Raw genomic sequence first — 22,731 nt, 5'->3', positions numbered from 1 at the left:
ATTTCGGATCATTTGTTCGGACATCTCGGTCAGTTCAGGGGGCAAAAGTTCGGACATCTCGGTCAGTAAAAGTTCGGACATCTCGGTCAGTTTGGCGAAAAAGTTCGGACATCTCGGTCAGTTTTGAGGGCAAAAGTTCGGACATCTCGGTCAGTTTTGGGGGTAAAAGTTCGGACATCTCGGTCAGTTTTGGAGGGGTAGTCCGCTCCAGGACGGGGTTTTTCGCCTCCCTCTGATGATGATCAATCTTTTTTTTTAATCATCAACTTCTTTTCCAATCAGAGACTGGCAGCATCAGCGGGGTTTCTGCTTCAATGACCTCAGGGTGAACGCGGAGCGGAAGGGTACCAAGACAGAGCGGTCCATGACAGGGCTTCGCGGTGAACGGCCCATGTCCCCGGGAGATCGCCTGGAACGCATCGACGAGCTCAACCTCGGCAGGCTCGGACTCATCTGCATCCAGGAGCGCATTCCGGACGACTACACCAGCTGGGAGGTCGATCTCGACCTCGACGGGCAACCTGCTCGCCTCTCGTGCGTCGCGCCCAGTGAGTTCGGTGGAGTTCCACACGGCCTCGACGGTGACATCCTCAACGCCATCCTCGCCCTGTTCGCGGAATGTGGAGCGCCCGAGGACGGAGACGTGATCGCCACCGCCCACCAGATCCTGCAGTACGCCCGACTGGACACAGGCGGACGCTACTACCAGAACCTCCACGCGAGCCTTCACCGGCTCAACAGTGCCAAGTTCGTGACCCAGAACGCCTGGCGCAATCACGGACAACGGCGCTGGACCACGCAGACGTTCTCGCTTCTCGAACGCCTCGCCTACGACAGCGCGCAACGAGGCATCGGCAAGGGAACCGTGATTCGCATCGGCCTGCCCAAGGCGCTCGTCCAGAGCGTCCGCGCGCAGTACATCAAACCGCTCGACCCGGTCCTGCTCGAACAACTCGAACGGCCACTCACCCGCAGCGTCTACCGCCTCCTCGACGCGAAACGCTACGACCCGACCGACCCGAAGGTCATCACCATGGAGCTGCGCATGTCCCTCGTCGCCTGGGGCGAGGAGTGCAAACTCAAGGACCTCATCCCCAGCCGGATCAAGCGAACGTTACAGAAGGCACACGACGATCTGCGAGAGCGTGGGTACCTCTCCGCGGTGGAGTACGAGGGCACAGGGAGCCAGCAGAGCATCGTCTACCGCTTCGGAGATGGACTCCCGTACGGGCTTGACCTCGTATCACGAATCGTGCGTCACGGCGTTGGTCGGCACGTCGCGCTGAGCATCGTGAACGAGATCTCCCGTGACGACCTCATCCATCGCCTGTCCAAGGCCGAGTTCCTGCTGGCCAGGGACGCGGACCGGATCCAGAATCACGCCGGATTCGTCGTGAGCGTGCTCAAGGACGACGGCGAACGCTATCCGGACCCCCCCGGGTTCATGGCTCCCTCCCGCCAGGTCCCGACACCAAAGGTCACCACACCCACCTCCGAAGTCGTCGAGGAAGACCCTGAAGCCGTGCGCCGCGCCCACGAGAGCAGAATTCGCGCCCTCACCCTGGAGGAACAGGCGGACTACGTGGTGGAACGGCTCACGCTGCTCTGCCGTACTCACCTGTCCAAGATCGGACCGGCTCGAGTGGGTGCCATCCGTTCCGCTGTCGCCGCGGGTGTGCTCGACGCCGTCACGATCGAACGAGAGGCTCTCAAGGCCTTGTACGAGAATCGGGTCGAGGCGTTTCTCAAGGCGCTCGTCAAGGAGGCCGCCGATCCCGCACGAGCGGCCCGTCAGGCCCTTCTGGACTCGTGAACGTCTCATTGGTCGTGCCGGGCCCTCCGAAGGCCTTCACGGGCCTCCCAGGACGAACTGCGCGTCCGTCAGGAGGCGAGGGTTCCCGATCTGCGAGGTCGTCAGGTTCGCCACGGCGGCAGGGTACTCCTTGTACACACGGTAGGAAGTCCTGCCGATCCTGACGGTTCCGTTGCCGCCCGAGCCGCCGAACACGGCCCAGTCCGTCTCCTTGTCTTCGTCGAACCAAACGACCATCCTCATCCCGCTCGACGAGGCGTACGACGTCAGGTCAAGGACCCATCCTCCCTTGCTTCCCGCTCCTGAGGTCGCACTCCCACTCGAACTGCTGGCGACCTCGGTCAACGCGATCGGAAGATCAGGGGCGATCGAGCGCACCCGCGCGAGCATCGGATCGAACGTCTCGGCCGGAGACTTCCACGTCGACCAGGTCTGAGACGAGCCCCAGTTGTAGCCGTCGATCCCGATCCAGTCCACACGGTCGCGGCCGGGGAAGAACGATTCCGCCGTTCGGCCCCCGACGTCCTGGTGATTGACACACCAGATCCAGGAAAGCCGTGAAGCACGAGGCGTGCCGCTCGCGCCGCCGGGATCGACGACGTTCGTCACCAGATCGAAGACGTGAGCCCACATCGCGACGTAGTCCCTGGGGTCGTTTCCGCCGAGGGCGGCGCCCCAGCGGTACCAGTCGCCGTTCATTTCGTGCGCCAGGCGCAGGTAGACTCTGCGATCGTCGGATGACCCGTAGATCCCGTCGGTCCCGGCGAGAAAGCTCCGGAGCTTCTCCGCCCAGGTCGTGACGTACCCGTCGAACTCGCCCCGGGCGATGCGAACCTCGATGTCGTCCGAATCGCCGCTGCAGAGGAAGGGCTCCCAGGTCACGATGGGAACGTTGCGGTTGTTCCAGATGTTCGGCAGTTGCTGCGCGAACAGATTCTTGATGTTCCGCGAGCACCAGTCCGTGAAGAGCAGCACGGCCGCGTTCTTGCGTCCGCTCCACTGCTCCAGCGCCTGGACCTGATCCATCCGCCAGCCCTGATTGCCGTAGTAGACGCCGAGCAGGGCAGGAGAAGGCAGCGCGGCCGGTTCGATGCCGCCGGCCCCGGTGAGGCCGTCCCGTGAAGGTGCGGATCCGCAGGCGACGAGGAGTGAGACGATGAGAAGCGTCGTGACGAACGACCCGCGCTGGTGCATGTGTGACCTCTCCGGACCGTGGACTCGACCGCAGGACGTGGGCGGCCCGTCACCGGGGAAGGAGGGTGAGCGGCGCGTTGACGAAGGTCTGTGTCCTCATATCGTCGGCGCTCCGGGCGCTCGTGACAAGACGGTTGGTCCGGAGGAGCTTCATTCGCGCCTCATCTCCGGCTGCTTTGGGGTTCAGGCGGGACGGGCGGGGTTCGAGACGGGAACCCCACCTCGTTCGACTCGGTCGGCCAGGAGACGTAAGAGCGTGGCCAGCACGTGGCGCAGGCCAGGGTGAGGAAGTTCCCTGCGAAGGCGGCGGTCGAGCAGATGCGCCTGGACCCGTTCCTCGTGCCGGGCGACGTGGTCGGCGAAGTTCCGATGATTCATGGCTGGTCCTCCCGTGGTGTCCGTGAGACGGCCAGAAAGGGCGCGAGCGCACGCTCGACGCGCTCGAAGCCGGCCGGGTCGAGGTCGTAGTAGACGGTGGTTCCCTCTTTCGTGGCCCGGACGAGCCCGGCGTCCACGAGGGCGCGCATGTGATGGCTGACGGTGGGCTGCGACAGGCCCAGGTGGGCGGAGATGCTGCCGCCGAAGCAGGTGCCGTCGCGGCGGAAGTCCTGCTCGACCTTGAGCAGGAAGGCGAGGACGCGCAGGCGCGTCGGGTCGGCGAGTGCCTTGAACTGGTCGAGGGGGAGATCGGCGGTCACGGTTAGATCCTGATCTATATAGACAGCCATCTATATAGATCAGGATACAAATAAGCCGGAGTGCGTAGGGCCTGTGCCTCTGTGTCCGCTCGCCGACCGGCCCCTGCTAGCGTGAGGCGTGATGGGACAGGAACCCGATCGGTACGAGCGACGACGCCGGCTGCTCGCGGAGCTCGGCCGGGACCCGGTGAGGCTCGTCGCGGCACGCGTGCCGCCCCACGAGGCGGTCCTGGACGTGGGTTGTGCCTCGGGCAGCTTTCTGTCGCTGTTGTCGGGCGCACGGTCGCGGGTCGGGGTGGACGTGGACGCACGGCTCGTCGGTCGGGCCCGTGCCGAGGTGCCCGGAGCCACCTTCGAGATCATGGACGCGGCCGACCTCCGCTCGCTGGAAGCTCGCTTCGACGTCGTGACGGTCCTGCATACCCTCGCCCACGTCGTCGATCCGATCGCAGTCCTACAGGCCTGTCACGACGTGCTGACGGCGGGCGGGACGCTCGTAGCGGCCGTCAATGCGTCCGGGCACCTCCGCGAGTTCTGGGAAGCCGTCGGGGACCCGCTGGAGCGGGAGGACACGGACACGCCCCAGGACGCGCTCCTGAATCTCGTCGGGGCGGTCTTCCCGGGAGCAGGTCTGGAGATCGTGACGGGCCGGGTGCGGGCGCACCGTGAGGCCTTGATGATCCTGGCGGACACCTACTCGGTGCCTGCAAGTCAGGTGGAACGCCTGGATCGTCATCTCGAATCGACCGTCGAGATGGGCACCTGGGACGTCACGACCCGGCTGGGCATCGTCAGCGCGGTCCGTTCCGGGGTGTCACGCGCAACTATGAGCGCGACTGAGACGGCCTGACACCGCTGGTTTCACCAGCCCTCCGTGCGACCAGATTCACCCACCGACAACCCTCAGACGCCCGTCACAACCCCAGCCGTTCGAGCGCAAGCCGCCGCACCCGAGCGAGTCCGCCTCGGCCCCGTCAGGTCACCCGCGGAACCCCGTGCGTCCGCGCGATCCGCACGAGCGCCACGTACGCCTCCTCGGACGCCCACCACGCCAGCGGTGACCTCGACGGTCGGTGGTACAGGATCTCCCGGCCGACCTCGCGGACCTCCCACCCGGGTTCACGACCGTCCCACAGGAACGACAGGCGCTCCAGGGGAAGCTCCGCCTCCGCAGCGGGTGGATCTAGGGGTGCGCCATGACGACGGGCGTGGTCGAAACGCGCGACCAGCGCCGCCTCGTCCATTCCTCGCTGCAAGGCGTCCCACACCCAGGACTGCGCGTCCTCCACCGTCACGAACGACGTCTCACCCGTGTCCGTGACGAACACCTCTCCTACCAGGGCGGGCGAAGCGAACTCAGGGAGGCGCTCGCGGTCCTGCGCATCCCACCCGAGACCTTCGCCGTACTCACCGGCGTCGACGAGCGCCACCACCCGCGCGGAATCGAGGTTCTCCTCGACCGCGGTGACGGGCAGGTACAGCCGAGTTCGCTCGTGGATGACCCGCGTGAACCACAGGGCGGTGCCGAGACGCTCGTAGCGCGGCACGCCGGGCAGCAGCCGCCATGACGCGCCGTCCGCTTGGACGTCCAGCTGCGCGGCGGCCTCCTCCACGAGAAAGACAAGGTTGTGCAGCGACCCCGTCCGCGCTTCCTGGACGAGTGGGGTGTCGCCGTACGTGAAGCGCATCGTGAGGACGAACTCCCCCTCGGGGTCGTGCGGAGGGCTCCAGCCGACCTGCAACGTGCCGTCGTTCGGGTACGTCACGACCAGCAGGTCCGCCTGGAGAAGCTCCCTCTGCTTGCTCAGGGCGAGGTCGGGGCGAGGCAGGGCGCGCTGCAAGGTGACCGTTCCCCGTCCGAGCGGGATGACGCGGTCGGCGAGGTGAAGCTCGGGCATCACCGTGAGGGTACGCTCAGGGCACGCGTGAGGGCTGAGCGTGAGGCTCAGCGTCCGTTGGGCACCCTCGCGGATGACCCCGCCGCCCTTCCCGGATCAACTGCGTGCGACGATGTGGCGTGTCGACCACGTTCTTCGTCTTTCCGGGCAACTCGGACCTCCCGACCTTCCGAGCGGTGCGGGACCTCACGCAGGACAAGCTGCACCGGTACCTGCGATCCCTCGGGGTGGACGCGCGCCCGACCGTGCACGTCGCGCTGCAAGGATGGGACGACCACCATGCGGCCCCCTTCTCCCTCGACCTCCCGTTCGTCTGGCCGGAGGATCAGTACGCGTGGTTCACCATTGACGGCGTCCTGGGTGGAACGGACGCGGACACCAAGCCGGTCAGGCTGGAGGTCGCCGATGACGAGTTCGGTGTGTGGGAGCTGCCGTTCAAGGTCGAGACCTTCGACGCGCCCGCGGTGCTCGAGACGGCGCGGGCGTCCGGGCGCTGCTGGTCCTTCCGCCGCTCCGCCGGGCAGCCCTCGGCCATCGTGTTACTGTACGGCCTGCTGGCGTCCGCGACGGCGGAACTCACGCACGGGGTGGTGTACTCCGAAGATGGCGCATGGGACGCCGAGCGGTTCCCGGCCTGGCCGTGGGACTTCGACGGGTGGTACCTGCGCCCCGAGGGCGCGCTCAGAGAGGAGCTCAGGGCGTGGGGCGAGGTGCACGCCGAGGGGTTGCGCCGCGCGTTCCGCAGGACGTGACGGGCGCCTGGGCCACCGAGGAGACCGCCCGTCGCCGCAAGGGTTCCCTCCGTCGAGGCTCACGGCTGCTCCGAACGCTTCCCGACGGTGAGCCCGGCGTGGCCTTCCTTGTGGCCGTCGAGGGCGCAGGTCCGGTGGGGGCGGCGCCCGCCGCGTCGTGACCGTGCCCCGCCCGAGGGGCACGGCTCGGCCGACGAGCTGACGCTCGGGCAGCCTCGTGAGCGGACACCCCGTGCGTCAGCCACCCTCGAAGGAGCAGCGTCCGTCGGAAGCCGCGGGTGGAGGGTGCAGTCGTCCGACCGTCCCACGGCGTCGCGAGGGGCCCGAGCTCAGGGAGCGAGGGACCAGAGCACCACGTTCATCGCGACCAGCACCACGAGGAGTCCCACGTGCAGCAGCACGTTCCACACGGTCCCGTTGAGGGGCCGGGGTCGCCACCAGCTCAGGGACGCGCGGCGCAGCCACGGCTCGAAGATCAACGACAACCCCAGCACGCTCATGAACAAGACGCTCCACCACTGTTCCCTGAAACCGAAGAACCGAAACTGGGCGGCCACCACGCTCAGATACGACACGCCCGCCAGCGCCCGCAACGTCACGACTAGGCGGACGTACCGCGCCTCGCGCCCTTCATGCCGATGATCCCGCACGCTTCTGACTATCACCCCTGGCGCACGGGCGACCGCGCGAAGTCGGCGTCCGCCGAGTCGGTCAAGAAGCCATGAAGGCCGCTCGATCGACGCGGACCGCCCTGGAATGCCGGCAGCGTCCTCGCTCCCGACCGCCTGTCGTCCGCGCGGGGACAAGCCCCCATCACCTCAACCCCGCCTCAACGCGCCCGGTCTGCCCGCCCGACTTCGATCACGTCCACGGGGCGTCCAGAGGAACAGACGGGGACGTTCGGGCAAGCGTGGGTGCGCCGCGCGTGCCCGTCGTCGCGACTCACGGCTGGTCGGGGAGCTTCCCGACGGTGAGTCCGGCGGAGCCTTCCTCGAGGCCGCCCAGGTCGTCGAGGTGCCCATGGGCCGCGTCAGGCACGCCGTCGAGAGTGAGGCCCAGCAGCAGCCGGGCGAGTGAACGCAGACCCGCGTCGTTGGCGTGCAGGTACACCTCACCCTCCTCCACGCGCACGGCGATCCGGAAGCCGTCGTCCCAGGAAGCTCGGAGCCCTTTTCCGAGGAGGTGGTCGGGCACGTCGAGGATGAGCTTCGGCATGCCTGAGGTGTACGCGTGCACGCCGACGGACCGAGCACCCGAACGTTCTCCAGGCCCGCCGGAGGGTCGTCCTGTCCGCGCGTCAGGACATCAACCCGATACAATCCAGGCCCCTCCTGTGGGACGCACGAGCCCCGCCCTCGCGAGGTCAGCCCGTGTCCGTCCCTTCGTCCTCTCGTCCGAGGGCGCGTTCGGCCTCGTCGTGCAGCGTGTCGTCGCGGGCGCGCTGGTCTGCCCAGGCGTCGCTGAGGTGCACGGCGCGCTTCGCCTCCCGGAGGGTCATCACGCCGAGGGTCTTCAAGGCGCGCATGGCGTCAATCTTCCCGTACCCGGCGCTCCGTAGCAGACGAAGCACGTCCTCCACGCTCCTGCCCTGTCCCAGCACGTCCCGCGCCCGCGTCAGCGTGTCCTCCCACGTCCGGTCGAGCTCAGCCTGCCGGGCCTCGGCCTCGACCATCTCCCCGAGCTGCCCCTGGTCCTCGTGCAGGGTGACGCTGTGCTCGGCCTGCACGTACGCGTCCAAGGCGACCACGAGCGACAGGTCGAACACCCGCCGCACCAGCAGGATCACCGTCATCGCCGGCACCCCACGTCGCCGCGCCTCACGCGCCACCTCCACGGGCGTGGCGCCCCCGACGGCCAGCGCGCGGTAAAGCGCCTCGTCCCCTATGGTCGTCATGCCCGAGCCTACCGAACACGGCGGGCCTTGAACACCACGAGGCACGCTCGTGGGAACGCATTGGCGACCACACCGGGCCGCTTCTCCCTCAATCCCGCCCGCGAGCATCGCTGCGCAGACTCGTCGTGAGCTCGACCCGCAGCCCTTCAAGGTCCGCGCACGCCAGCAGCGCCCGCGCGAGCGTCTCGCTGCCCGCCACCAGCGTGAACTCTGCCGCTTCGTGCGCGGCCACGCACCACGCACGGTCCGCCGACCACCACGTCACGCGGTCGCCGCTCACGCCCAGCGTCAGGTGTTCGACGACGTCCGCGAGCGTCCCTTCGAGCATCACGTCCGCCCCGCCGAGCTCGCCGAGCCTCAACAGGCACCCGCCGCTCGTGAAGGACGTCAGCACCCGACCAAGCGCCCGCAGGGTCGCGGGGTCCGGCACGCCCACGAAGGGGTACCTCAGTTCGGGAAGGTCCGGCACGACGTCCTCGTCCACCTCAGGCGTGAGCGGCAGGCGCAGGGCGCCCATCAGATCCCGCCACGTCAAACGAGCCCACTCGAAGGGCCCGGCGCGCGTCGTGCCTGGCTCGTCGAGCTCCTCGACCGTCTCGTCGTCATGCCGCCGGGCGAGAGCGGCGTCGAGCGTCATGCCCCGCGGAAGCCAGAACGGATGCAGGACCTTGACGTACGCGTCGTACCCGCCGGGCAGCAGCGTTCCTACGACCGCGCGCTCCTGACAGGGTCGGGTGGCAGCACGGACCCAGGCGGACGCGGACGCGTCGACGCGCCGCAGCTGAGGTGGGCCGTCGTGCCGGGAGCCTTCGTCGGTGCTGGTCACCCCTCAGCCTCGCACCTCCGCGAGGATCGGTTCAACACCGCCGCCGGACGCCGCGTCGCTCCCGGCGTGTGGGGCCCCATCCTTGAGGTGCAGCGCTGCCCGCCCTCCTCGTCCGGCCAGTTGTCGTCCGCGCGGGGACACGCCCCCATCGTCTGAGCGTCACCCCAACGCGCCCGGTCCGCCCGTCCGACTACGGTGGGGTGCCCCGTCCCTCGCGGGCACCCTCACCCACGCGAGGCCGCCCGCCGCGCCGACCCCCTGACGTCACGCCCGCCCCACCCTAGAGGGTTCATGCTGCACGAGTCCGACCGTCCGGCCATCCTGAGCTTCGTGCGGGACGTGCTGCTCGCGCCCCGCCGCGCGTTCAGCGCCCTCGCCCGCTCCCCTCGCGCCTATCCCTTCGTACCGCTCGGGGTGGCGCTCACGGTCGTGCTCGTGCTCGTCGCGTGGGTTCAGCCGCCTGGGGGAGAAACGGCGTGCTCGGCCGTCGTAGGGCTGCTCTCGGCCCTGATCATCTCGGCGCTCCTCGTGACCCTCGTGTTCGCCCTGTACCCACCGCTGCTCGTCCTGGTCGCGCGGCCGTTCCGCAACCCGCTGGAGGTGCACGTCACGCGGCGGGTGGTGGCGTGGTCGTTCCTGCCGCTGGTGCTGCTCGCCGCGCTGGCGGTGCTCGCCCGCCTCGTGACGCCCGGCGCGCCTGGCGCGGCGGTCGGGACGAGCCCCGTGGAGTCGGCACTGTTCGCGGTGGCGAACGTGTGGTCGGTGGTGCTGCTCGTCCTGGGTCTGGCACGGGTGGAGATGCGGAACGTCCTGAACGCGCTGGGCCTGCTGATCGCCACGAACGTGCTGGTCGCGGTGGTCCTGGTCCTGCTGGGCTCGCTGCTCCGCCCTCTGATCACGTGAGGGCGGGGACGAGGGCGTGCCACCATAGGTGGACGCGGAGAAGCGCGTGGAGCGGAAGACGATCTCGAAGGGGGAGGCTGGGCCCATGACGACGTGGCGGTTCCTGAAGGAAGCGGCCGGGCTGGATCCGGTGTGGCTCGCGGTGGACGACGAGGGCCATGTCGGCGCGTTCATGACGGCCGGGAGCGCGTTGCTGCCCGAGTTCGTCGTCGATGTGAACATGTTCGACGGCGCCCTGGAGGTGATCGAGGGCCTCCCGGTGCTCGGCGACGCCCGTCCTATGCGCGAAGACGATGGAGACGGGTGTTACGCCTCCTGGGAGGAGCTGGCCGAGCGCGGCCTGTACACCTACGACACCGAGTGGGACGACAGCGGGTCACCCGCGCAGCAGGTGCTGCGCGCCATGTTCTTCCCCTCGCGGGCGCTGCACCTCCAGGACCTCCCCGAGGACGTGCGGGACGTCCTTGACGCGTGCCGCCTGTCGGGCGTGGTGTTCGCGTCGACGCCGGTCCTGTGCGTGGACGAGCCGCCACGATGAGCGTCTCGGCGTCGTTCTACCTCGGGTCGCCCGACGGACTCGTCTCTCATTTCCTCTCCGGACCGCTGGACGACTTCGAACACTGGTACGCCGAGCGGCTGGAGAAGCACCCCGACTTCCTCGGCCGTCGGGTCCTCAACGTGATCCGACAAGTCAGGCAGGGTGGACGGGACGCCCTGGCGGCCGCGAGCACGCGGGTGCCTTGGATGGTGGACGAGACGTTGTCGTGGTACTACGGTCTGTTCACGGACACCCACCTGCCACCGGACGGGTGGAAGCGGGCGGCCGTCCCGACGATCCGACGGGACGAGATCGTCAAGCTCGAAAAGGCGTTGGTGGACCGCGGCTTGACGGAGACGGCGGAGCTCGTGACGTTCATCCTCACGGGTCGACCGGTCCTGCGCGACCCGGAGGTGCAGCCGTTCGTACCGGACGACCCGCAAAGCCCACCCACCCTGGCCTTCTGGACGCTGGAGGAGGTCGAGCGGCTCCACGACCTGCTCGGCGGCCTGCGCGAAGCGGAGCGGCTCGTGCTCGACCCCGGGTGGGGCGCGCTGCCCACCCTGCTCGACGCGGTGAACGCGGCGCGCCAGCGGCGAGCAGGCGTGATCGTGATCACCACGGGAGAAGAGCGGTTCGACGCGGGGGACGACGTGCGGCTCCTCATCGACAGACCCGACCTGGAGCTGCGCGCGGGACGCGTCGGGTTCGTGCAACTCACTTGGCTGAAACCTTTCGGCGAATACCTCGTGCGATTCGACACGCCGGACCTCACCGACTGGACAGGCGGGCGACTCCCGGCGTCGCAGCTCACGCTCGTCCGACGACCCGAGCGGACGTCCACGCCGCCCGTGGGCTCGTGGGCGTTCCGGGAGCCTGCCCAGGTGCTCTCCCACCTGCCCGAGGGGTACTCCCAACTCCTGCTGGAGCGGCACGAGGATGACCCTCGCGTCCTCTACCACACCACGGACGTCCCCACGTCGATGCTGCCGTGGGGGTACCGGACGATCGGGTCGCGCGTCGCGCTGGAGTGGGACGCCTCGGGGTACGCCCAGGCCCGTGCCCTGCCGCTGGTCGACCTCAGCGGTCCGCCGGACGAACCGGAGCCGTGACCGTCACGCCTGGGCGTAGCCTCGACCCATGAGCCCCCTTTGCCTGCCGCTCGACCTGCGGTACCGCGCGTTCGTCGCGCCGACCCTGGGTCGGCTCGACGTGAACGCCTCCGTCGGGGACGAGGATGACGACTGGCTCGTATGGCTGGGCGACCCGGACGATGCCTTCGCGAGCGCGCTCGTGACCGTCCGGAGGGACGGGACCGTGGTGGACGTCGAGAAGATGGGCGGGACGCGGCAGGACCTGAGCGCGCTCGCCTTACTCCCCACGATCGTGGCGTCCGAGGACGTGACCCTCATGGCCCTCCCCGAGGGGTCCTGCGGGGACGCGTACGACGACGACCGGATGCTGCTGACCTTCGGGACGGCGGAGCACGTCCGCGCGACCCAGGTGGGGGAGACCGGCGTGACCGTGCTGTTCGACGGGTCGGGTGGACTGTCGGAACTGCTGTTCACGGACGTCGTACACGACGACACGTTTGACTCCATCCAGACGTGGTGTGACACGCACGGCATCCCGACCGCAGGCGGCCCTGGCTGGACGCCGTGAGGGCGGCGTTCGGTCAGCGGAGCGCCCGCCAGGGGAGGGCGATCACGCTCCCGTCCCGCGTCCCGAACACCACAACGTCGCCCTCCACGTGCAGTTCCGTCTGCACCCGCCGTCCCACCAGCGCCGCGCCGATGATCCCACCCTGCGGGGAGAAGCGCAGGAGCTGCCCGAAGGACGTGCCCATCACCACCGACCCGTCACTTACGCGTGTGACCGGCAGGATCCACGACGCGTTGTGCTGCGGCCAGCCCAGCCGGACGGTCGTGTCCCGCGCCACGTCGTAAACGCGTAGGGCACGCTCCGAGTCCTGGAAGAACACCTCGCCCGCGCGCTCCCGGAGGGCCCGTGTGAACGGCACGGCGCCCAGCGAGCGCTCCTCCACCCGGACGTCCTCACCCGACAGGCGGTACACGCGGTCGCCCTCACCGCGCAACAGCAGCGCTTCACCCGGCGTGCCGAGCGGTCCCGTCGGGATCCAGTCCGTCTTCTGCCCGGACGTGAGGTCAGGCAGGCTCACCTCGTGCAGGACACGTCCGTTGTCGAGACTCAAGAAGGTCACGCGGCCATCCGGGGTCACGACCGTCGCTGCGGCGAGGGGCGTGTACACCGCCGTCCGGAGGGGCGCCTGGGTCACCTCGCGCTGCCAGAGCGGCGCGCCCGAGTGCAGCTCGAAGGCCTGAAGTGGCGTGTACGCTCTCCAGCCGCCGACCAGGACGCGGTCGCCGTGCACGCGCGGCCACCCGGAGAACGACGGGACGTCCCGGCGCCACGCGACCTCACCCGTGGCGAGGTGCAGCGCCATCAGGTGGTCTCGCCCGCGCGCGACGACGTGCGTGGAGTTGACGTCGAGGTCCCACCCGGCGGCGTTCACATGCCTCGCTCGCCAGCGCTCCTCGCCCGTGCGGAGGTCGAGCGCGGCGACCTGCGAGCGCCGCACGGCCGTCACGACCACGTCACCCACTCGCGCGAGGGTGGACACGCCCTCGTGGGTGGGGTACGCCCAGCGTGGCGTCAGTCGCTGTTCAGCCACGTCAGCACGGCCTCCCGGACGCCGAAGCCCTGCATGATCGGGAGCTCGCTCTCCCTCGGGTGGACGTGCACGTACACCCAGGCCTCCTCGGACTCCAGCAGACGCGCGCGGTCCACCCGGATGGAGATCTCCTGCTGACCTCGCAGCAGTTCGTCGAGCGCGTCCGCTGTCGCGGTCGTGAGACCCGACCGACCGACGGTCGCGCCCGCCGGTTCGAAGATCGCCTCCAACTGCTTCTGGAACCAGCTGTTCTCGTCTTCCAGGGGCACCAGCACGCCTTCCGCCTCGGGGTGGTGACATGAGGTGCCGCCGGTCTGGTTGGTGTAATGCACGCCGCTGGGCATGCGGACGATCAGCGCGGCCTGCTCCAGCGTCAGGGAGAGGTTCACCACGAGGGGTTCGGTCGTCATCCGGGTCCTCCACGCCCGCCGCGGGCGTCACGCGCGGGGCGCTTCATGGGGCCTGCCCGTGGGGTTCGTCGTCCACGTACGGGTCCTGGATGAGCGGGACGACCGGGGACAGGAACGGGTCGAAGCGGGTCGTGAGGACGCCCCGGGCGAGGACGAGGACCTGGAAGTTCTCCGCACCGGCGGGCGGGTCGTACTCGTCGTCACGCCAGTACATCAGCCCGTACGACCCGGGCCCCTCCCGCGCGATCAGGCCGAGCAGGTCGTGAATCAGCGGTTCGTACGTCGTGCGGTGGTCGAGGTTCCCGCCGAACGTCAGGAACCACTCCCCGTTTATCGGGGTGAAGCGGAAGAAGGGGTTGTGGCCGGTGTCGTCGAGGTTCTGCTCGGCGAGTCTGTCGCGGACGGCGCCGACGAGCATGTCGTGGAAGATCGTGCTCGTGACGCCCCCCATGTCTTCCTGCACGGACTTCCGGATGCACACCCAGCCGTGGAACTCGTACATGTGGTCTCCTTCGACCTCGTCAGGTGCCCGGCGTCTCGCGCAGCCAGGTCAGGTTCAGCTCACTCCACGTGCGGAACTTGTCGCTCAGCGCGGCGTCCGCGCGGAGGTACACGCGGTCGAAGTCGTCCGGCCGCGCCGGGAACGCTTGGTAGTCCCAGGCGCCGTCGTCCGAGTACACCACCCCGAGGGTGAGTTCCGCCAGCGCGGACGCGAGCGTCCCGTACAGCACGTTGACCAGCGCGGGCTGCCCGGCGGAGCGCCGGAACGACCAGCAGCGGCCCACCGTGCGCGCCGCGTCCAGCACCCGGCCGTCCAGCAGGTGTTCGGCGGGGAACGGCAGGCCGAGGTCAGGGTCTTGCTTCGTCAGCGTCCGGACCTTGTGGGTGGACGCGTCCGTCCCGCTGGACTCGCCCTGCACGGTGAACCACGCGTACTCACCATCCGGAATGAGGAACGGCGCGTGAACGTCGAGCTCCACGGGTTCGTCACCCCAGACGCTGATGCGGCTGCGGTACCGCTCGACATTCACGCGTGGCCGCGCCGGGAGGTCGTGGTCACGCAGGAACGCGTGGAGTTTGTGCTCGCTGAGCGCGCGGACCGCCTCGAACGAGGGCACGACCGCGCTGCCGGGGTAGACCTCGAAGGTGGTGGCCACCCCGTCAGGTTCCCTCGACCGAGAGGCGCACCCGCAGGGGCGCCGGGGACTCGGCCGTCAGGCACTTCAGGGCGTCCTCGCGGAGCTGCTTGAGGGTGCTGCAGAAGGACGCGTCGCCCAGCCTCCAGGTGTCTCCGAGGAAGAAGCTCGCTTCGAGAAGCTCCAGGACTTCCGGACGGACGCCGAGCGCGGCGGGGCGGGTGTTGCGGAAGGGGTTGAGGAGCACGCATTCGGCGTCGTCGACGTGCACCACGCCGCGCTCGACGAGGTCGAGCAGGCCCAGCAGGCGCGTGAGCCGCACCGCCTCGCTCGACGAGGCGTCCAGGTCGAGGGTCAGCCGCACGTTCGCGGTCACGCTTCTGTTGTACGACACGCGACTACTACGAGACGCGCGACCTCGGGCGTCTTCGTCACGTCGGGACATCTGCACGCTCCGGGGTTCGTACGATCGGCTCACCATGACCTCACCTGCCGCTGGGCCCGCTGGACGTTGGCTGCTGACCGCGCCCCTGCTCGTCACGAGTGTCCTCGCCGCGGGTGCGGCCGCGTTCCTGGTCGCGATGATCCTCGCGAACCTCAGCGAGCCCATCGGCGCGATCATCTTTAGTCCGGTGATCGCCGGCGCCCTCACCTGGGCGGTCCTGTGCGCGGGGACCGCGTGGGCCCTGCGCTTCCGCGACACGAGCGTCTTGAACACCGCGAGGGTGCTCGGTGCGGTGCAGGTGCCCGGCGGGCTGCTCGTCACGCTCTTCCTGTCGAGCGCCGCGAGTGACTCCGCCCGAGGCGTCACGGTGAGCCTGGCCGCGCTGCACGTGCTGCTCGCCCTTGTGTTGCTCGTCGCGTCGAGCACGCCGGGCATCCGCGCCTGGTACCGGGACGCGTGAACGACTCGCTGCGCGCCGCGATCGACGGGCTGTACGCGGCGTTCTCCTCCTACGGCATGCCCGCACACGTGGAGATGTCCTCCCTGCGTGACCCGGAGCGTGAGTTGGGCGCGCTGCGCCGCCTGCCCCTCCGGGACGTCCCCGCGGGTGAACTCGACGCGTACGCCTCGCACGCGATCACCACGGTCGGGGACGAGGACCTCCTGCGGTTCGCCCTGCCGCGTCTGCTGGAGCTCACCGCTCGCCGGGACCTCGTCACGAACGAGGAGATCGTGCTCGGGAAGCTCGAGGCGGCCGGGTGGCGCGCCTGGCCCGAGCGTGAGCGCGCGGCGATCCTGGCCTTCCTGGACGCGTGGTGGGCGGACGTGCTGGACACCAATGTGGAGTCGAGCGACGGACGTGCCGTGACGACGCTGGGCGCGGTGGCGCAGACGAACCTCAGCCTCGCGCCGTACCTTCACGCGTGGGAGGCGCGGACGGACGACCCGGCCACGGATCACCTCGCGAGCGTCGTGAACGCGCTGTTCGACACTGAACGCGCGGCGCTGGTCACGGACGGCTTCTGGGACGCCCGGCCGGGGCAGGGCGCGCAGCTTCGGATCTGGCTCATGCGTTCCGAGACGCTCGCCCGGCTCGAAGCGGGGCGTCGCCTGGCGTACGAACGTGAGGACGAGGACCTCGTGGAGGCCTACGGGTGGGCGGTGGCGGCCCTGCGGATCGTGCTCGGCGTGTAGAAGTGGGCGCTCAGTCGTCCTCCATGTCGCCCGCCACGCGGTACACCCACGCGATGTCGTCCAACCGCGCGGCGACGGACTCCACGAACACGCCGCTCCTGCCGTAGAGCGGTCCGGAGACGCGCAGCCGACCCCCGCCCGGCTCACCCAGCCGCACCTCGTACGACGCGACCTCGTCACCCGACTCGGCGAGCGCCAGCCGCACGGACAGGGGCGTGAGCGTCTGGTCGCTCATCAGCAGGGCCGCGCCGGCGAGGTCCGCCGCGCGCGGCCCGACCTTGCGGGCGCGCGTCACGAACACGGCGTCCAGCGTCTCCCACGCCCACTGTGGGTACCGCCGCGCGAGCAGACGCGGCAGGTAAACCTCCAGCAGGGACGCCAGGTCCGACGAGGGATGGACCTCGAAGACCGCGCCTTCGGGCATAGGGTCGAGGACGGCGCGTAACGCCCGCGCCAACCGCGTGTCGACGTCGGACGTCCCTGACCTCGCTTGATCGTGCATGTCACCCTCCCGTGAAGCCCGAGCCGCCCTGGAGGCGGTCGTTGCACATGGCGTCTCCTGACGCGGGTCACACGACCGCGCGTCCCGTCACCCCGATCGGCGCGGTCGCGCCCGTGGGCTCAGTGGCGTCGGCGGCGCCTGCCATGCCCCGGCCGAGATCGGGAAGACGTACGGCTTGGTGTGGTAGACGACCTCGAGGAGTCCCATGCGCCCACGCGGGGAGCACACGACGAGCCCACCGCCCGGGAACCGCATCGACAGCCTCCCGTCGTACTCCTTGAACAGCGCGAAGCCCTGCCCGTGCGCGTGCAGGAACGTCCTCATGCGCGTTTGACTCCAGCTCGCCATGGTCCTCGCCCAAGGCGCGCCGAACACCCCCGGGAGCTTCAAGCGTCGGTGTCGCCAACGCTGCCACTTGTATTGCAGCTTGAGGGACAACAGCACGCCGTCACCGAAGAGCAGCTCCAGCGACGCGCCGTACCAGAGGATCTCGTACCCCTCGTTCACCACGCGAGGGTCGCTCATGACCGAGGGGGGCCCGAGGACCGTCACGACTTCCTCGCGGGTCATGCCGGGCCGCACCGGGCCGAGCTGGCCTGAATCGAGGAAGGCCAGCAGCGCCCGCGCGTCCGTCTCGCTGAACTTGCCTCGCCTCACGGCGCCGTCCAGCAACCGAGGTTGGTGTCCTGCCACGCCGCGTTCCCGAGCACGCGGTCTGGCAGCGCCCTTCCTGGCTCGGCGATGGTCGCGCCCTCACAGCGCAGAATCAACCTGAACGCCGAGCGGCCCTTCTCGTCCTCGCTGACCGTGCCTTCGTCCGGCCAACCCATCCCGGTGTCGCTCCCGCTTCGTGCTGGCCGGACGACTCGACCTCCGGAGGCTCGTACGCGACGACTTCCACGACATGCGTCGTCGGGAGGATCAGGAAGTGCCGCAGGGGCGCGTACACGCCCTCCGGGCCGACGGTTGGGCTCGTCGTGGTACTCCTCGGCGGAGGTCATGCTCCGAGGGTACACGCCGAACCCCGGGCGGGCGTCCGCAGGTCTGCTCCGGGCGCGTCGTCTGCATGCGGGCAGGTGGACGCGCGTGGTACGGTCCGTCCGTGCCGAGGATCCTGAGCGCGGACGACTTCCAACGCCTCACCCGGCCCCTCGTGGGACAGCGCGTCAGCCGCGCGTACCGGGGCGGGGGGACGGCGCTGCTGCTCGACTTCGGTGAGCTCGTGCCGGTGGGTTCCCGTAAGGAGCTGGTGCTGTCCAGCGGTCGCGTCCTGCCCGCGCGGACGTTCGTCGCGGGGCCGTGGAGCGTGATGATCCCGTGGGACTGGCGGGTGGAGGGCCCCCGCTCGATCCTGTTCGGCTCGCAGAGCCCGGACCGCCGCATGGAACGCGGCATCGCGGGGCTCGTCGGCGCGGAGGTGTCGGACGTGACGCTCGCCCTGCGGGTGCCGGAACTGCGACTGGCGTTCGCGGACGGACGGGCCGTGCAGGCCTTCGCGGCGCTGGACACGCAGCCGCAGTGGGCGCTGTTCCACCCGCCCCCGGGTGAGGACGGGCATGAGCAGTGGATCTGCGTGCGGCGCGGCCGGCTGGCGCTCGAGACGCAGGAGGAGGCGGTCGCCGCACGCGAGGCCCGCACCGAACGCAGGACGCGACCCACCTGAGGAGCCCCGCGCGGGACCCCGGGTGGCATACCCACGCGGTGGAGCGCGACGGGGCGAAGCGGCGGCGGACGCGGCAGGCAGGGGTGGGGTTCTCAGCTGGTCGACGCGGACCGGCTACGGCTGGTACGGCTGGTAACCCTCGAACTCCCAGCGGGAGAACCTGGAGAGCCGGGCCGCGACGTCCTCCCAGCGTTCACCCACGCAGCGCGAGACCCTCGACGTCAGCACGGACTGAACCAGGCTCCAGTCGTACTCGCTGACCAGGAGGAGCCCGTCTCCCCACAGATGACTCCCGTTGACCATCTCGCGTTCCAGCCACCTCGGGGTGCACACCAGCACGTCGAACGAGTCCGCCGCGTCATCCCCCGCCGTACCCACCATCATGCGGACGGTGATCCCGACGTCGCGCGGGTCATCAGGGCGGAACTGTTCGAGCGCCTCCGGGACGTCGAGCGAGTAGAGTTCCTTGATCTCAGCCTCGAGCATGTTCCTCCATCGCGTCCTGATCGTAGGTGCGAAGGCCTCACCGAGGGGCACGCCTTCAGTGTAGGGGCGCCGCCGTCTGCGTACGGCGCGTTGACCGTCACCCGCCGGGACGGCGGTTCACCCCGACGCACGAGCTCACCCCGGAGGGAAGGGGAGACGGGGGCGTGACGCCGAGGCTCGCCTCAGGGGCAGCCTTTGACGGCGGTGGCGTCGTTCTCCGTCCGCCGAGGAGGCTTGCATGGCCCGCGGCCCGCTGTCCCGCTCGTTCTGCCCCTGCCGTAGGCGCGCGCGCCCGTCCACACGCCCCTCCGGGACTGCGGTGAGACGAGAACGTGCATCGGCAGCATCTCCGCGCGCGAACCGTGTCATGCTGGGGTCGCACCTTCACGGTCCGGTCACCCCCGGGCCTTACGGTTGCAGCGTAACTCACGAATGTGCTACTCGTGAGGAGCTCCCCCGCCGCAGACGCGGCACGCGGCGGTATCCACTCCGCCGCGACGGGGGAGCGGGAGACCCACATGCCCGACCGCAAGAAGCGCGCCCGCCGGCGCGGCCCCGACCGCGTGCCCGTCAGCGGCTGGAACCCCACCGGCGTCACCCCCGCCGCCGGACCGCACCCCGCGGTGCCCTACGAGAGCCTGCTGGAGGCGGACCTGCACGTCCGCGTGGCGTTCGACCCCACCGTGCGCGCCTACACCGCGCAACCCGTCCAGTTGGACTACCCGGGCCGCCGCGGCCGCACGCCCTACACCCCGGACCTGCTGGTGCGCCTCCACCCACGCCGGGACGGCACGCCCCGCCCCGACCGCCTGGTCGAGGTGAAGTTCGCGCAGGACCTCGAGGAGCACGCCGAGGCCCTCGACCCGAAGTTCCGCGCGGCCGAGGCGTACGCCGACGCGAACGACCTCACCTTCGTCGTCCTCGACGAGCGCTTCATCCACACCCCGACGCTGCCCACCCTCACCCGGCTGCTGCGCTACACCGTCAAGCAGGTCGACGAACGGGTCGCGCGCACGCTGCTGCGCCACCTCGACGCCCGCGCGGACGACCCCACCACCGCCCACGACCTCGCCCTCACCCTCGGCGAGCCCGGCGGCGACGCGTACTGGCACGCCGTGCAGACCCTCTGGACGCTCGTCGCGCACCGCCGCGTCCGCATGGACCTCACCGCGCGCCTCACCCCGCACGCCCCCATCCTCCCCGCGCCCCCGCACCCCGAGGACGACCCGGACCTGCGGGTGTTCCCGGAGGACGCGTGAAGCTCCTCGCCACCCCCGCCCGCAAGGGCGCCCTCGTCCGCGAGGTCAGCACCGGCCTGCTCTTCACCCTCGCGGGCCGCGTGCAGGACGACGGCACCGTCTTCGGACGTCCGCACGGCAGCGGTCACCCCAACACGTCCACCAAGCCCCTGCGGATCGCGAACCTCGCGCATCCCGACGCGCAGCCCGCCCAGGACCGCCGCGTCCGCCGGGACCTCGCCAGCATCCCCGAACGCGAGTGGAAGGCCCGCGTCGAACCCAAGGTGACGCTCGCGCTCGCCGTGCAGCGGGCCGTGGACGCCGACGGCTCCCGCGCCGCCGTCACGGCCGTCGCGCGGGAGTTCGGAGTGAGCGTCGCCACCGCGTACCGTACCCTCAAGGCCTACCTCGACGCGGGCGCCGGGGTGTTCGCCCGCGTCGACCGACCCGACAAGGGCGTCACGCGGCTCGACGAGGTCACCGAGCAGATCGTCGCGTACGCCCTCGACACCAAACTGCTGGGCCGAAAGGACGCGCCCCGCCCGGACGTCCTCACCCCCGACGGCGTCACTCGCGCCGCCCAGACCGCCCGCGCGCGCCGTCAGGCCGAACTCGACGCGCAGACCGAGAAGAAGACCAAGAAGGTCAAGAAGGCCGGCGTCACGCCCACGAGCCTCGCCCGGAGTCGCGCCCGGCAGGCGGAGACCGCGCGGACGCTGTTCGCGGACCTGTACCACCTCGTCCGCGCGCTGTGCGAGGAGGTCGGCTGTCCCGTCCCGTGCGACAAGACCGTCCGCGCGCGCGTCGCGGACCTCGACGAGGTCGAGCTGATCATGGCGCGCGGCGGCCGCAAGGCCGCGCACGCCCGGCGCGGCACCCGCGGCAAGCACGAGGTGCTCGAAGTCAACGACGAATGGGAGATGGATCACACTCGTCTGGACCTGATCATCGTGCACCGCCGCACCCGGAAGCCCATCGGGCGGGCGTGGCTGACCGTGGTGATCGACGTCCGCTCCCGCGTCATCGTCGGGTGGTCCGTGTCCCTCGAGGCGCCCAGCGCCCTGACCGTCACGCTCGCGCTCGCCCGGGCGATCCTCCCCAAGGACGGCCTCGTCGCCGAGTACGGCTTCCGGCACCCCTTCCAGGTCTGGGGCGTGCCCGTCACCCTGCATGTCGACAACGCCCGGGAGTTCCGCGGCCGCACCCTCGCCCTGTTCGCGAGCCTGCTGGGCTTCCGCCTCAAGTTCCGCCCCAGCGGCCGCCCGCACTTCGGCGGGCACGTCGAACGCGTCGTCGGGACCCTGATGGGCCGCGTCAAGGGCGTCCCCGGCGCGACGCTCTCGAGCGTCCACGAGAAAGGGGAGTACGACGCGGAGGGGAACGCCGTCCTCGACTTCGACGGGGCGGACCGCTTCGTCGCGAAGCTGATCGACGAGTACAACAACACCGTCCACAGCAGGATCCACACCACCCCCCTCGACCGGTACCGCCGCGACGTCGGCGGTGACGACGGCCTCAGCGGCCCCGGCATGCAGGACCGCTTCGAAGGCGAGGCCGCCGAACTGCTCCGCCTGCACGCCCTGCCGCACACCACCGTCACCGTGCAGCGCGAGGGCGTCGTCTGGGACTACCTGCGCTACTGGGACGACGCGCTGCGCCCCCGCGTCCTCGACGGGACCAGGTACATCCTTCGGCGTGACCCGCGAGACGTGAGCCGCGCGTACCTGTGGCTGCCCGACGAGGAACGCTACCTCGAGCTGGGCTACCGCGACACCGCGCTGCCCGCCGTGACGCTGTGGGAGTACCGCGCCGCGCTCGCCGCGGACAAGCAGGCCGGGCACCACGCCGTCGACACGCGCCGCGTCATGGACAGCGTCCTGGACCGCCAGGAGATCGTCGACGCCGCCATCGACGCCAAGAAGACCGCCGCCCGCGCGGAGGAACGCCGCGTCCGCGCCGAACGGGGCGCCCGCAAGGGGGACCCCCGGCGTGACCGCGCCGCGAAGCCCGCCGCCACCCCCAACCTGTTCGACGGCCTCGCCGACGACGCCCACGCCCTGACGGACGAGGTGACCGCGTGACCACCCCCCACCACGATCCCCACGACCCCCACGACGGCGTGCCCGCCGTGCCGGTCGACGAGGCTCGCGCGGCGGAGTTCGCGGCGCGCTTCCCGCACCTCGCGCCGAACGTCGCGGCGGTCATGGACGAAGGCGACGACGTCCGCCGCACCTGGATCCAGCGCGGGTGCTTCATCCCCTACCACGGGGTCACCGAGGCGCTCGCACGCGCCGAGGCGCTCGCGCAGGTCCCCCGGCGGGTGCGGATGCCGTGGCTGACGCTGCTCGCGCCCCCGAACGCGGGCAAGAGCTCGTTGCTCGCGGAGGTCGAGCGTCGTCACCCCGTCGACGTCAACCTCCCCGGCGGCGTCACGCGGGCGCGCGTCACG

28 protein-coding genes are annotated in these 22,731 nt (G+C 70.0%); 13 read left to right on the top strand and 15 right to left on the bottom strand.

Going from position 1 to position 22,731, the window contains the following annotated elements:
• Positions 1 to 391 precede the first annotated feature (391 nt).
• Entirely contained in the window at positions 392 to 1,813 is a 1,422-nt protein-coding gene (locus DEIPI_RS31845) for a replication initiator protein A (RefSeq protein ID WP_045234521.1), read from the top strand.
• A gap of 36 nt (positions 1,814 to 1,849) precedes the next feature.
• On the opposite strand, the gene DEIPI_RS0116320 is transcribed toward DEIPI_RS31845, so the two are convergent.
• A complete protein-coding gene (locus DEIPI_RS0116320) occupies positions 1,850 to 3,007 on the bottom strand; it encodes a glycoside hydrolase family 26 protein (RefSeq protein WP_052351786.1) in 1,158 nt (385 codons plus the stop codon).
• Between the two features lie 374 nt (positions 3,008 to 3,381).
• Positions 3,382 to 3,705 carry an ArsR/SmtB family transcription factor gene (locus tag DEIPI_RS31840; RefSeq protein WP_245588584.1) on the bottom strand — a complete coding sequence of 108 codons (324 nt, stop codon included), beginning with the start codon at positions 3,703 to 3,705 and terminating at the stop codon, positions 3,382 to 3,384.
• A 121-nt stretch (positions 3,706 to 3,826) separates the two neighbouring features.
• Between DEIPI_RS31840 and DEIPI_RS35690 the strand changes: the two genes are divergently transcribed.
• The gene (locus DEIPI_RS35690) at positions 3,827 to 4,555 is read left to right on the top strand and encodes a class I SAM-dependent methyltransferase (protein WP_027482473.1); all 729 of its coding nucleotides are present in this window, start codon (positions 3,827 to 3,829) and stop codon (positions 4,553 to 4,555) included.
• A gap of 124 nt (positions 4,556 to 4,679) precedes the next feature.
• Here DEIPI_RS35690 and DEIPI_RS0116295 read toward each other — a convergent pair whose 3' ends face one another.
• Entirely contained in the window at positions 4,680 to 5,603 is a 924-nt protein-coding gene (locus DEIPI_RS0116295) for a hypothetical protein (RefSeq protein ID WP_027482472.1), read from the bottom strand.
• A 119-nt stretch (positions 5,604 to 5,722) separates the two neighbouring features.
• On the opposite strand from DEIPI_RS0116295, the gene DEIPI_RS37980 reads away from it, so the two are divergent.
• Positions 5,723 to 6,355: a hypothetical protein gene (locus DEIPI_RS37980; RefSeq protein WP_027482471.1), complete on the top strand. Its 633-nt coding sequence runs from the start codon at positions 5,723 to 5,725 to the stop codon at positions 6,353 to 6,355.
• A 329-nt stretch (positions 6,356 to 6,684) separates the two neighbouring features.
• On the opposite strand, the gene DEIPI_RS0116285 is transcribed toward DEIPI_RS37980, so the two are convergent.
• The 4 genes from DEIPI_RS0116285 to DEIPI_RS0116270 all read right to left on the bottom strand — a co-directional run bounded on the left by DEIPI_RS0116285 (position 6,685) and on the right by DEIPI_RS0116270 (position 9,075).
• Positions 6,685 to 7,005 (bottom strand): hypothetical protein, encoded by a 321-nt coding sequence (locus DEIPI_RS0116285; RefSeq protein ID WP_157463739.1) that lies wholly within the window; start codon positions 7,003 to 7,005, stop codon positions 6,685 to 6,687.
• Positions 7,006 to 7,297: 292 nt separating this feature from the next.
• A complete protein-coding gene (locus DEIPI_RS0116280; RefSeq protein WP_027482469.1) occupies positions 7,298 to 7,570 on the bottom strand; it encodes an Imm32 family immunity protein in 273 nt (90 codons plus the stop codon).
• Positions 7,571 to 7,718: 148 nt separating this feature from the next.
• On the bottom strand, positions 7,719 to 8,249 hold the full coding sequence (locus tag DEIPI_RS37975) for a hypothetical protein (RefSeq protein WP_027482468.1): 531 nt from the start codon (positions 8,247 to 8,249) through the stop codon (positions 7,719 to 7,721).
• An 88-nt stretch (positions 8,250 to 8,337) separates the two neighbouring features.
• Positions 8,338 to 9,075 carry a hypothetical protein gene (locus DEIPI_RS0116270; protein WP_027482467.1) on the bottom strand — a complete coding sequence of 246 codons (738 nt, stop codon included), beginning with the start codon at positions 9,073 to 9,075 and terminating at the stop codon, positions 8,338 to 8,340.
• Positions 9,076 to 9,366: 291 nt separating this feature from the next.
• Here DEIPI_RS0116270 and DEIPI_RS0116265 point away from each other — a divergent pair, with 291 nt between their 5' ends.
• From DEIPI_RS0116265 to DEIPI_RS0116250, 4 genes are all read left to right on the top strand, one after another.
• On the top strand, positions 9,367 to 9,978 hold the full coding sequence (locus tag DEIPI_RS0116265) for a YIP1 family protein (RefSeq protein ID WP_027482466.1): 612 nt from the start codon (positions 9,367 to 9,369) through the stop codon (positions 9,976 to 9,978).
• Between the two features lie 85 nt (positions 9,979 to 10,063).
• Complete coding sequence (locus DEIPI_RS0116260; RefSeq protein ID WP_157463738.1) at positions 10,064 to 10,516, top strand: hypothetical protein; 453 nt, start codon at positions 10,064 to 10,066, stop codon at positions 10,514 to 10,516.
• Complete coding sequence (locus tag DEIPI_RS0116255) at positions 10,513 to 11,628, top strand: hypothetical protein (protein WP_027482464.1); 1,116 nt, start codon at positions 10,513 to 10,515, stop codon at positions 11,626 to 11,628. The genes DEIPI_RS0116260 and DEIPI_RS0116255 overlap by 4 nt, the downstream gene beginning before the upstream one ends.
• A gap of 28 nt (positions 11,629 to 11,656) precedes the next feature.
• Positions 11,657 to 12,178: a hypothetical protein gene (locus tag DEIPI_RS0116250; RefSeq protein WP_027482463.1), complete on the top strand. Its 522-nt coding sequence runs from the start codon at positions 11,657 to 11,659 to the stop codon at positions 12,176 to 12,178.
• Between the two features lie 13 nt (positions 12,179 to 12,191).
• On the opposite strand, the gene DEIPI_RS0116245 is transcribed toward DEIPI_RS0116250, so the two are convergent.
• The 5 genes from DEIPI_RS0116245 to DEIPI_RS0116225 are packed head-to-tail and all read right to left on the bottom strand — an operon-like array spanning position 12,192 to position 15,130.
• Entirely contained in the window at positions 12,192 to 13,208 is a 1,017-nt protein-coding gene (locus DEIPI_RS0116245) for an outer membrane protein assembly factor BamB family protein (RefSeq protein WP_027482462.1), read from the bottom strand.
• Entirely contained in the window at positions 13,190 to 13,618 is a 429-nt protein-coding gene (locus tag DEIPI_RS41000; protein ID WP_045234519.1) for a DUF6210 family protein, read from the bottom strand. The genes DEIPI_RS0116245 and DEIPI_RS41000 overlap by 19 nt, the downstream gene beginning before the upstream one ends.
• Before the next feature lie 43 nt (positions 13,619 to 13,661).
• Complete coding sequence (locus DEIPI_RS0116235) at positions 13,662 to 14,120, bottom strand: Imm7 family immunity protein (RefSeq protein ID WP_027482461.1); 459 nt, start codon at positions 14,118 to 14,120, stop codon at positions 13,662 to 13,664.
• A gap of 19 nt (positions 14,121 to 14,139) precedes the next feature.
• Complete coding sequence (locus tag DEIPI_RS0116230) at positions 14,140 to 14,775, bottom strand: hypothetical protein (RefSeq protein ID WP_027482460.1); 636 nt, start codon at positions 14,773 to 14,775, stop codon at positions 14,140 to 14,142.
• A gap of 4 nt (positions 14,776 to 14,779) precedes the next feature.
• Positions 14,780 to 15,130 (bottom strand): hypothetical protein, encoded by a 351-nt coding sequence (locus DEIPI_RS0116225; protein WP_157463737.1) that lies wholly within the window; start codon positions 15,128 to 15,130, stop codon positions 14,780 to 14,782.
• A 103-nt stretch (positions 15,131 to 15,233) separates the two neighbouring features.
• Between DEIPI_RS0116225 and DEIPI_RS31825 the strand changes: the two genes are divergently transcribed.
• Both DEIPI_RS31825 and DEIPI_RS0116215 read left to right on the top strand, forming a co-directional pair.
• The gene (locus DEIPI_RS31825) at positions 15,234 to 15,659 is read left to right on the top strand and encodes a hypothetical protein (RefSeq protein ID WP_027482458.1); all 426 of its coding nucleotides are present in this window, start codon (positions 15,234 to 15,236) and stop codon (positions 15,657 to 15,659) included.
• The gene (locus DEIPI_RS0116215) at positions 15,656 to 16,393 is read left to right on the top strand and encodes a hypothetical protein (protein ID WP_027482457.1); all 738 of its coding nucleotides are present in this window, start codon (positions 15,656 to 15,658) and stop codon (positions 16,391 to 16,393) included. The genes DEIPI_RS31825 and DEIPI_RS0116215 overlap by 4 nt, the downstream gene beginning before the upstream one ends.
• Positions 16,394 to 16,403: 10 nt before the next feature.
• On the opposite strand, the gene DEIPI_RS31820 is transcribed toward DEIPI_RS0116215, so the two are convergent.
• On the bottom strand, positions 16,404 to 16,895 hold the full coding sequence (locus DEIPI_RS31820) for a hypothetical protein (RefSeq protein ID WP_157463736.1): 492 nt from the start codon (positions 16,893 to 16,895) through the stop codon (positions 16,404 to 16,406).
• A gap of 87 nt (positions 16,896 to 16,982) precedes the next feature.
• The gene (locus DEIPI_RS0116205) at positions 16,983 to 17,552 is read right to left on the bottom strand and encodes a hypothetical protein (RefSeq protein WP_157463735.1); all 570 of its coding nucleotides are present in this window, start codon (positions 17,550 to 17,552) and stop codon (positions 16,983 to 16,985) included.
• Between the two features lie 445 nt (positions 17,553 to 17,997).
• Here DEIPI_RS0116205 and DEIPI_RS0116195 point away from each other — a divergent pair, with 445 nt between their 5' ends.
• Complete coding sequence (locus DEIPI_RS0116195) at positions 17,998 to 18,558, top strand: hypothetical protein (RefSeq protein ID WP_027482455.1); 561 nt, start codon at positions 17,998 to 18,000, stop codon at positions 18,556 to 18,558.
• 114 nt (positions 18,559 to 18,672) lie between these two features.
• Here the strand turns inward: DEIPI_RS0116195 and DEIPI_RS0116190 are convergent, their stop codons facing one another.
• A complete protein-coding gene (locus tag DEIPI_RS0116190; protein ID WP_052351784.1) occupies positions 18,673 to 19,044 on the bottom strand; it encodes an immunity 8 family protein in 372 nt (123 codons plus the stop codon).
• 518 nt (positions 19,045 to 19,562) lie between these two features.
• Here DEIPI_RS0116190 and DEIPI_RS35685 point away from each other — a divergent pair.
• The 3 genes from DEIPI_RS35685 to DEIPI_RS31805 all read left to right on the top strand — a co-directional run.
• On the top strand, positions 19,563 to 20,303 hold the full coding sequence (locus tag DEIPI_RS35685) for a TnsA endonuclease N-terminal domain-containing protein (protein WP_052351783.1): 741 nt from the start codon (positions 19,563 to 19,565) through the stop codon (positions 20,301 to 20,303).
• Positions 20,300 to 22,363 carry a Mu transposase C-terminal domain-containing protein gene (locus DEIPI_RS35680; RefSeq protein ID WP_052351782.1) on the top strand — a complete coding sequence of 688 codons (2,064 nt, stop codon included), beginning with the start codon at positions 20,300 to 20,302 and terminating at the stop codon, positions 22,361 to 22,363. The genes DEIPI_RS35685 and DEIPI_RS35680 overlap by 4 nt, the downstream gene beginning before the upstream one ends.
• On the top strand, positions 22,360 to 22,731 hold a 372-nt coding region (locus DEIPI_RS31805), incomplete at its 3' end, for a TniB family NTP-binding protein (RefSeq protein WP_045234517.1). The genes DEIPI_RS35680 and DEIPI_RS31805, both read left to right, overlap by 4 nt.

The sequence above is a fragment of the Deinococcus pimensis DSM 21231 genome, from assembly GCF_000519345.1.
GTDB classification, from domain to species: Bacteria; Deinococcota; Deinococci; order Deinococcales; family Deinococcaceae; genus Deinococcus_A; species Deinococcus_A pimensis.
This window is presented reverse-complemented; position numbering and strand designations above follow the sequence as displayed.

Excerpts from the sequence above, each read along its gene's own strand:
- DEIPI_RS31845 (WP_045234521.1), top strand. The coding sequence starts at position 392 with ATGTCCCCGGGAGATCGCCTGGAACGCATCGACGAGCTCAACCTCGGC.
- DEIPI_RS0116320 (WP_052351786.1), bottom strand. The coding sequence starts at position 3,007 with ATGCACCAGCGCGGGTCGTTCGTCACGACGCTTCTCATCGTCTCACTC.
- DEIPI_RS35690 (WP_027482473.1), top strand. The coding sequence starts at position 3,827 with ATGGGACAGGAACCCGATCGGTACGAGCGACGACGCCGGCTGCTCGCG.
- DEIPI_RS0116295 (WP_027482472.1), bottom strand. The coding sequence starts at position 5,603 with ATGCCCGAGCTTCACCTCGCCGACCGCGTCATCCCGCTCGGACGGGGA.
- DEIPI_RS0116280 (WP_027482469.1), bottom strand. The coding sequence starts at position 7,570 with ATGCCGAAGCTCATCCTCGACGTGCCCGACCACCTCCTCGGAAAAGGG.
- DEIPI_RS37975 (WP_027482468.1), bottom strand. The coding sequence starts at position 8,249 with ATGACGACCATAGGGGACGAGGCGCTTTACCGCGCGCTGGCCGTCGGG.
- DEIPI_RS0116265 (WP_027482466.1), top strand. The coding sequence starts at position 9,367 with ATGCTGCACGAGTCCGACCGTCCGGCCATCCTGAGCTTCGTGCGGGAC.
- DEIPI_RS0116260 (WP_157463738.1), top strand. The coding sequence starts at position 10,064 with ATGACGACGTGGCGGTTCCTGAAGGAAGCGGCCGGGCTGGATCCGGTG.
- DEIPI_RS0116255 (WP_027482464.1), top strand. The coding sequence starts at position 10,513 with ATGAGCGTCTCGGCGTCGTTCTACCTCGGGTCGCCCGACGGACTCGTC.
- DEIPI_RS0116250 (WP_027482463.1), top strand. The coding sequence starts at position 11,657 with ATGAGCCCCCTTTGCCTGCCGCTCGACCTGCGGTACCGCGCGTTCGTC.
- DEIPI_RS41000 (WP_045234519.1), bottom strand. The coding sequence starts at position 13,618 with ATGACGACCGAACCCCTCGTGGTGAACCTCTCCCTGACGCTGGAGCAG.
- DEIPI_RS0116235 (WP_027482461.1), bottom strand. The coding sequence starts at position 14,120 with ATGTACGAGTTCCACGGCTGGGTGTGCATCCGGAAGTCCGTGCAGGAA.
- DEIPI_RS31825 (WP_027482458.1), top strand. The coding sequence starts at position 15,234 with ATGACCTCACCTGCCGCTGGGCCCGCTGGACGTTGGCTGCTGACCGCG.
- DEIPI_RS31820 (WP_157463736.1), bottom strand. The coding sequence starts at position 16,895 with ATGCACGATCAAGCGAGGTCAGGGACGTCCGACGTCGACACGCGGTTG.
- DEIPI_RS0116190 (WP_052351784.1), bottom strand. The coding sequence starts at position 19,044 with ATGCTCGAGGCTGAGATCAAGGAACTCTACTCGCTCGACGTCCCGGAG.
- DEIPI_RS35685 (WP_052351783.1), top strand. The coding sequence starts at position 19,563 with ATGCCCGACCGCAAGAAGCGCGCCCGCCGGCGCGGCCCCGACCGCGTG.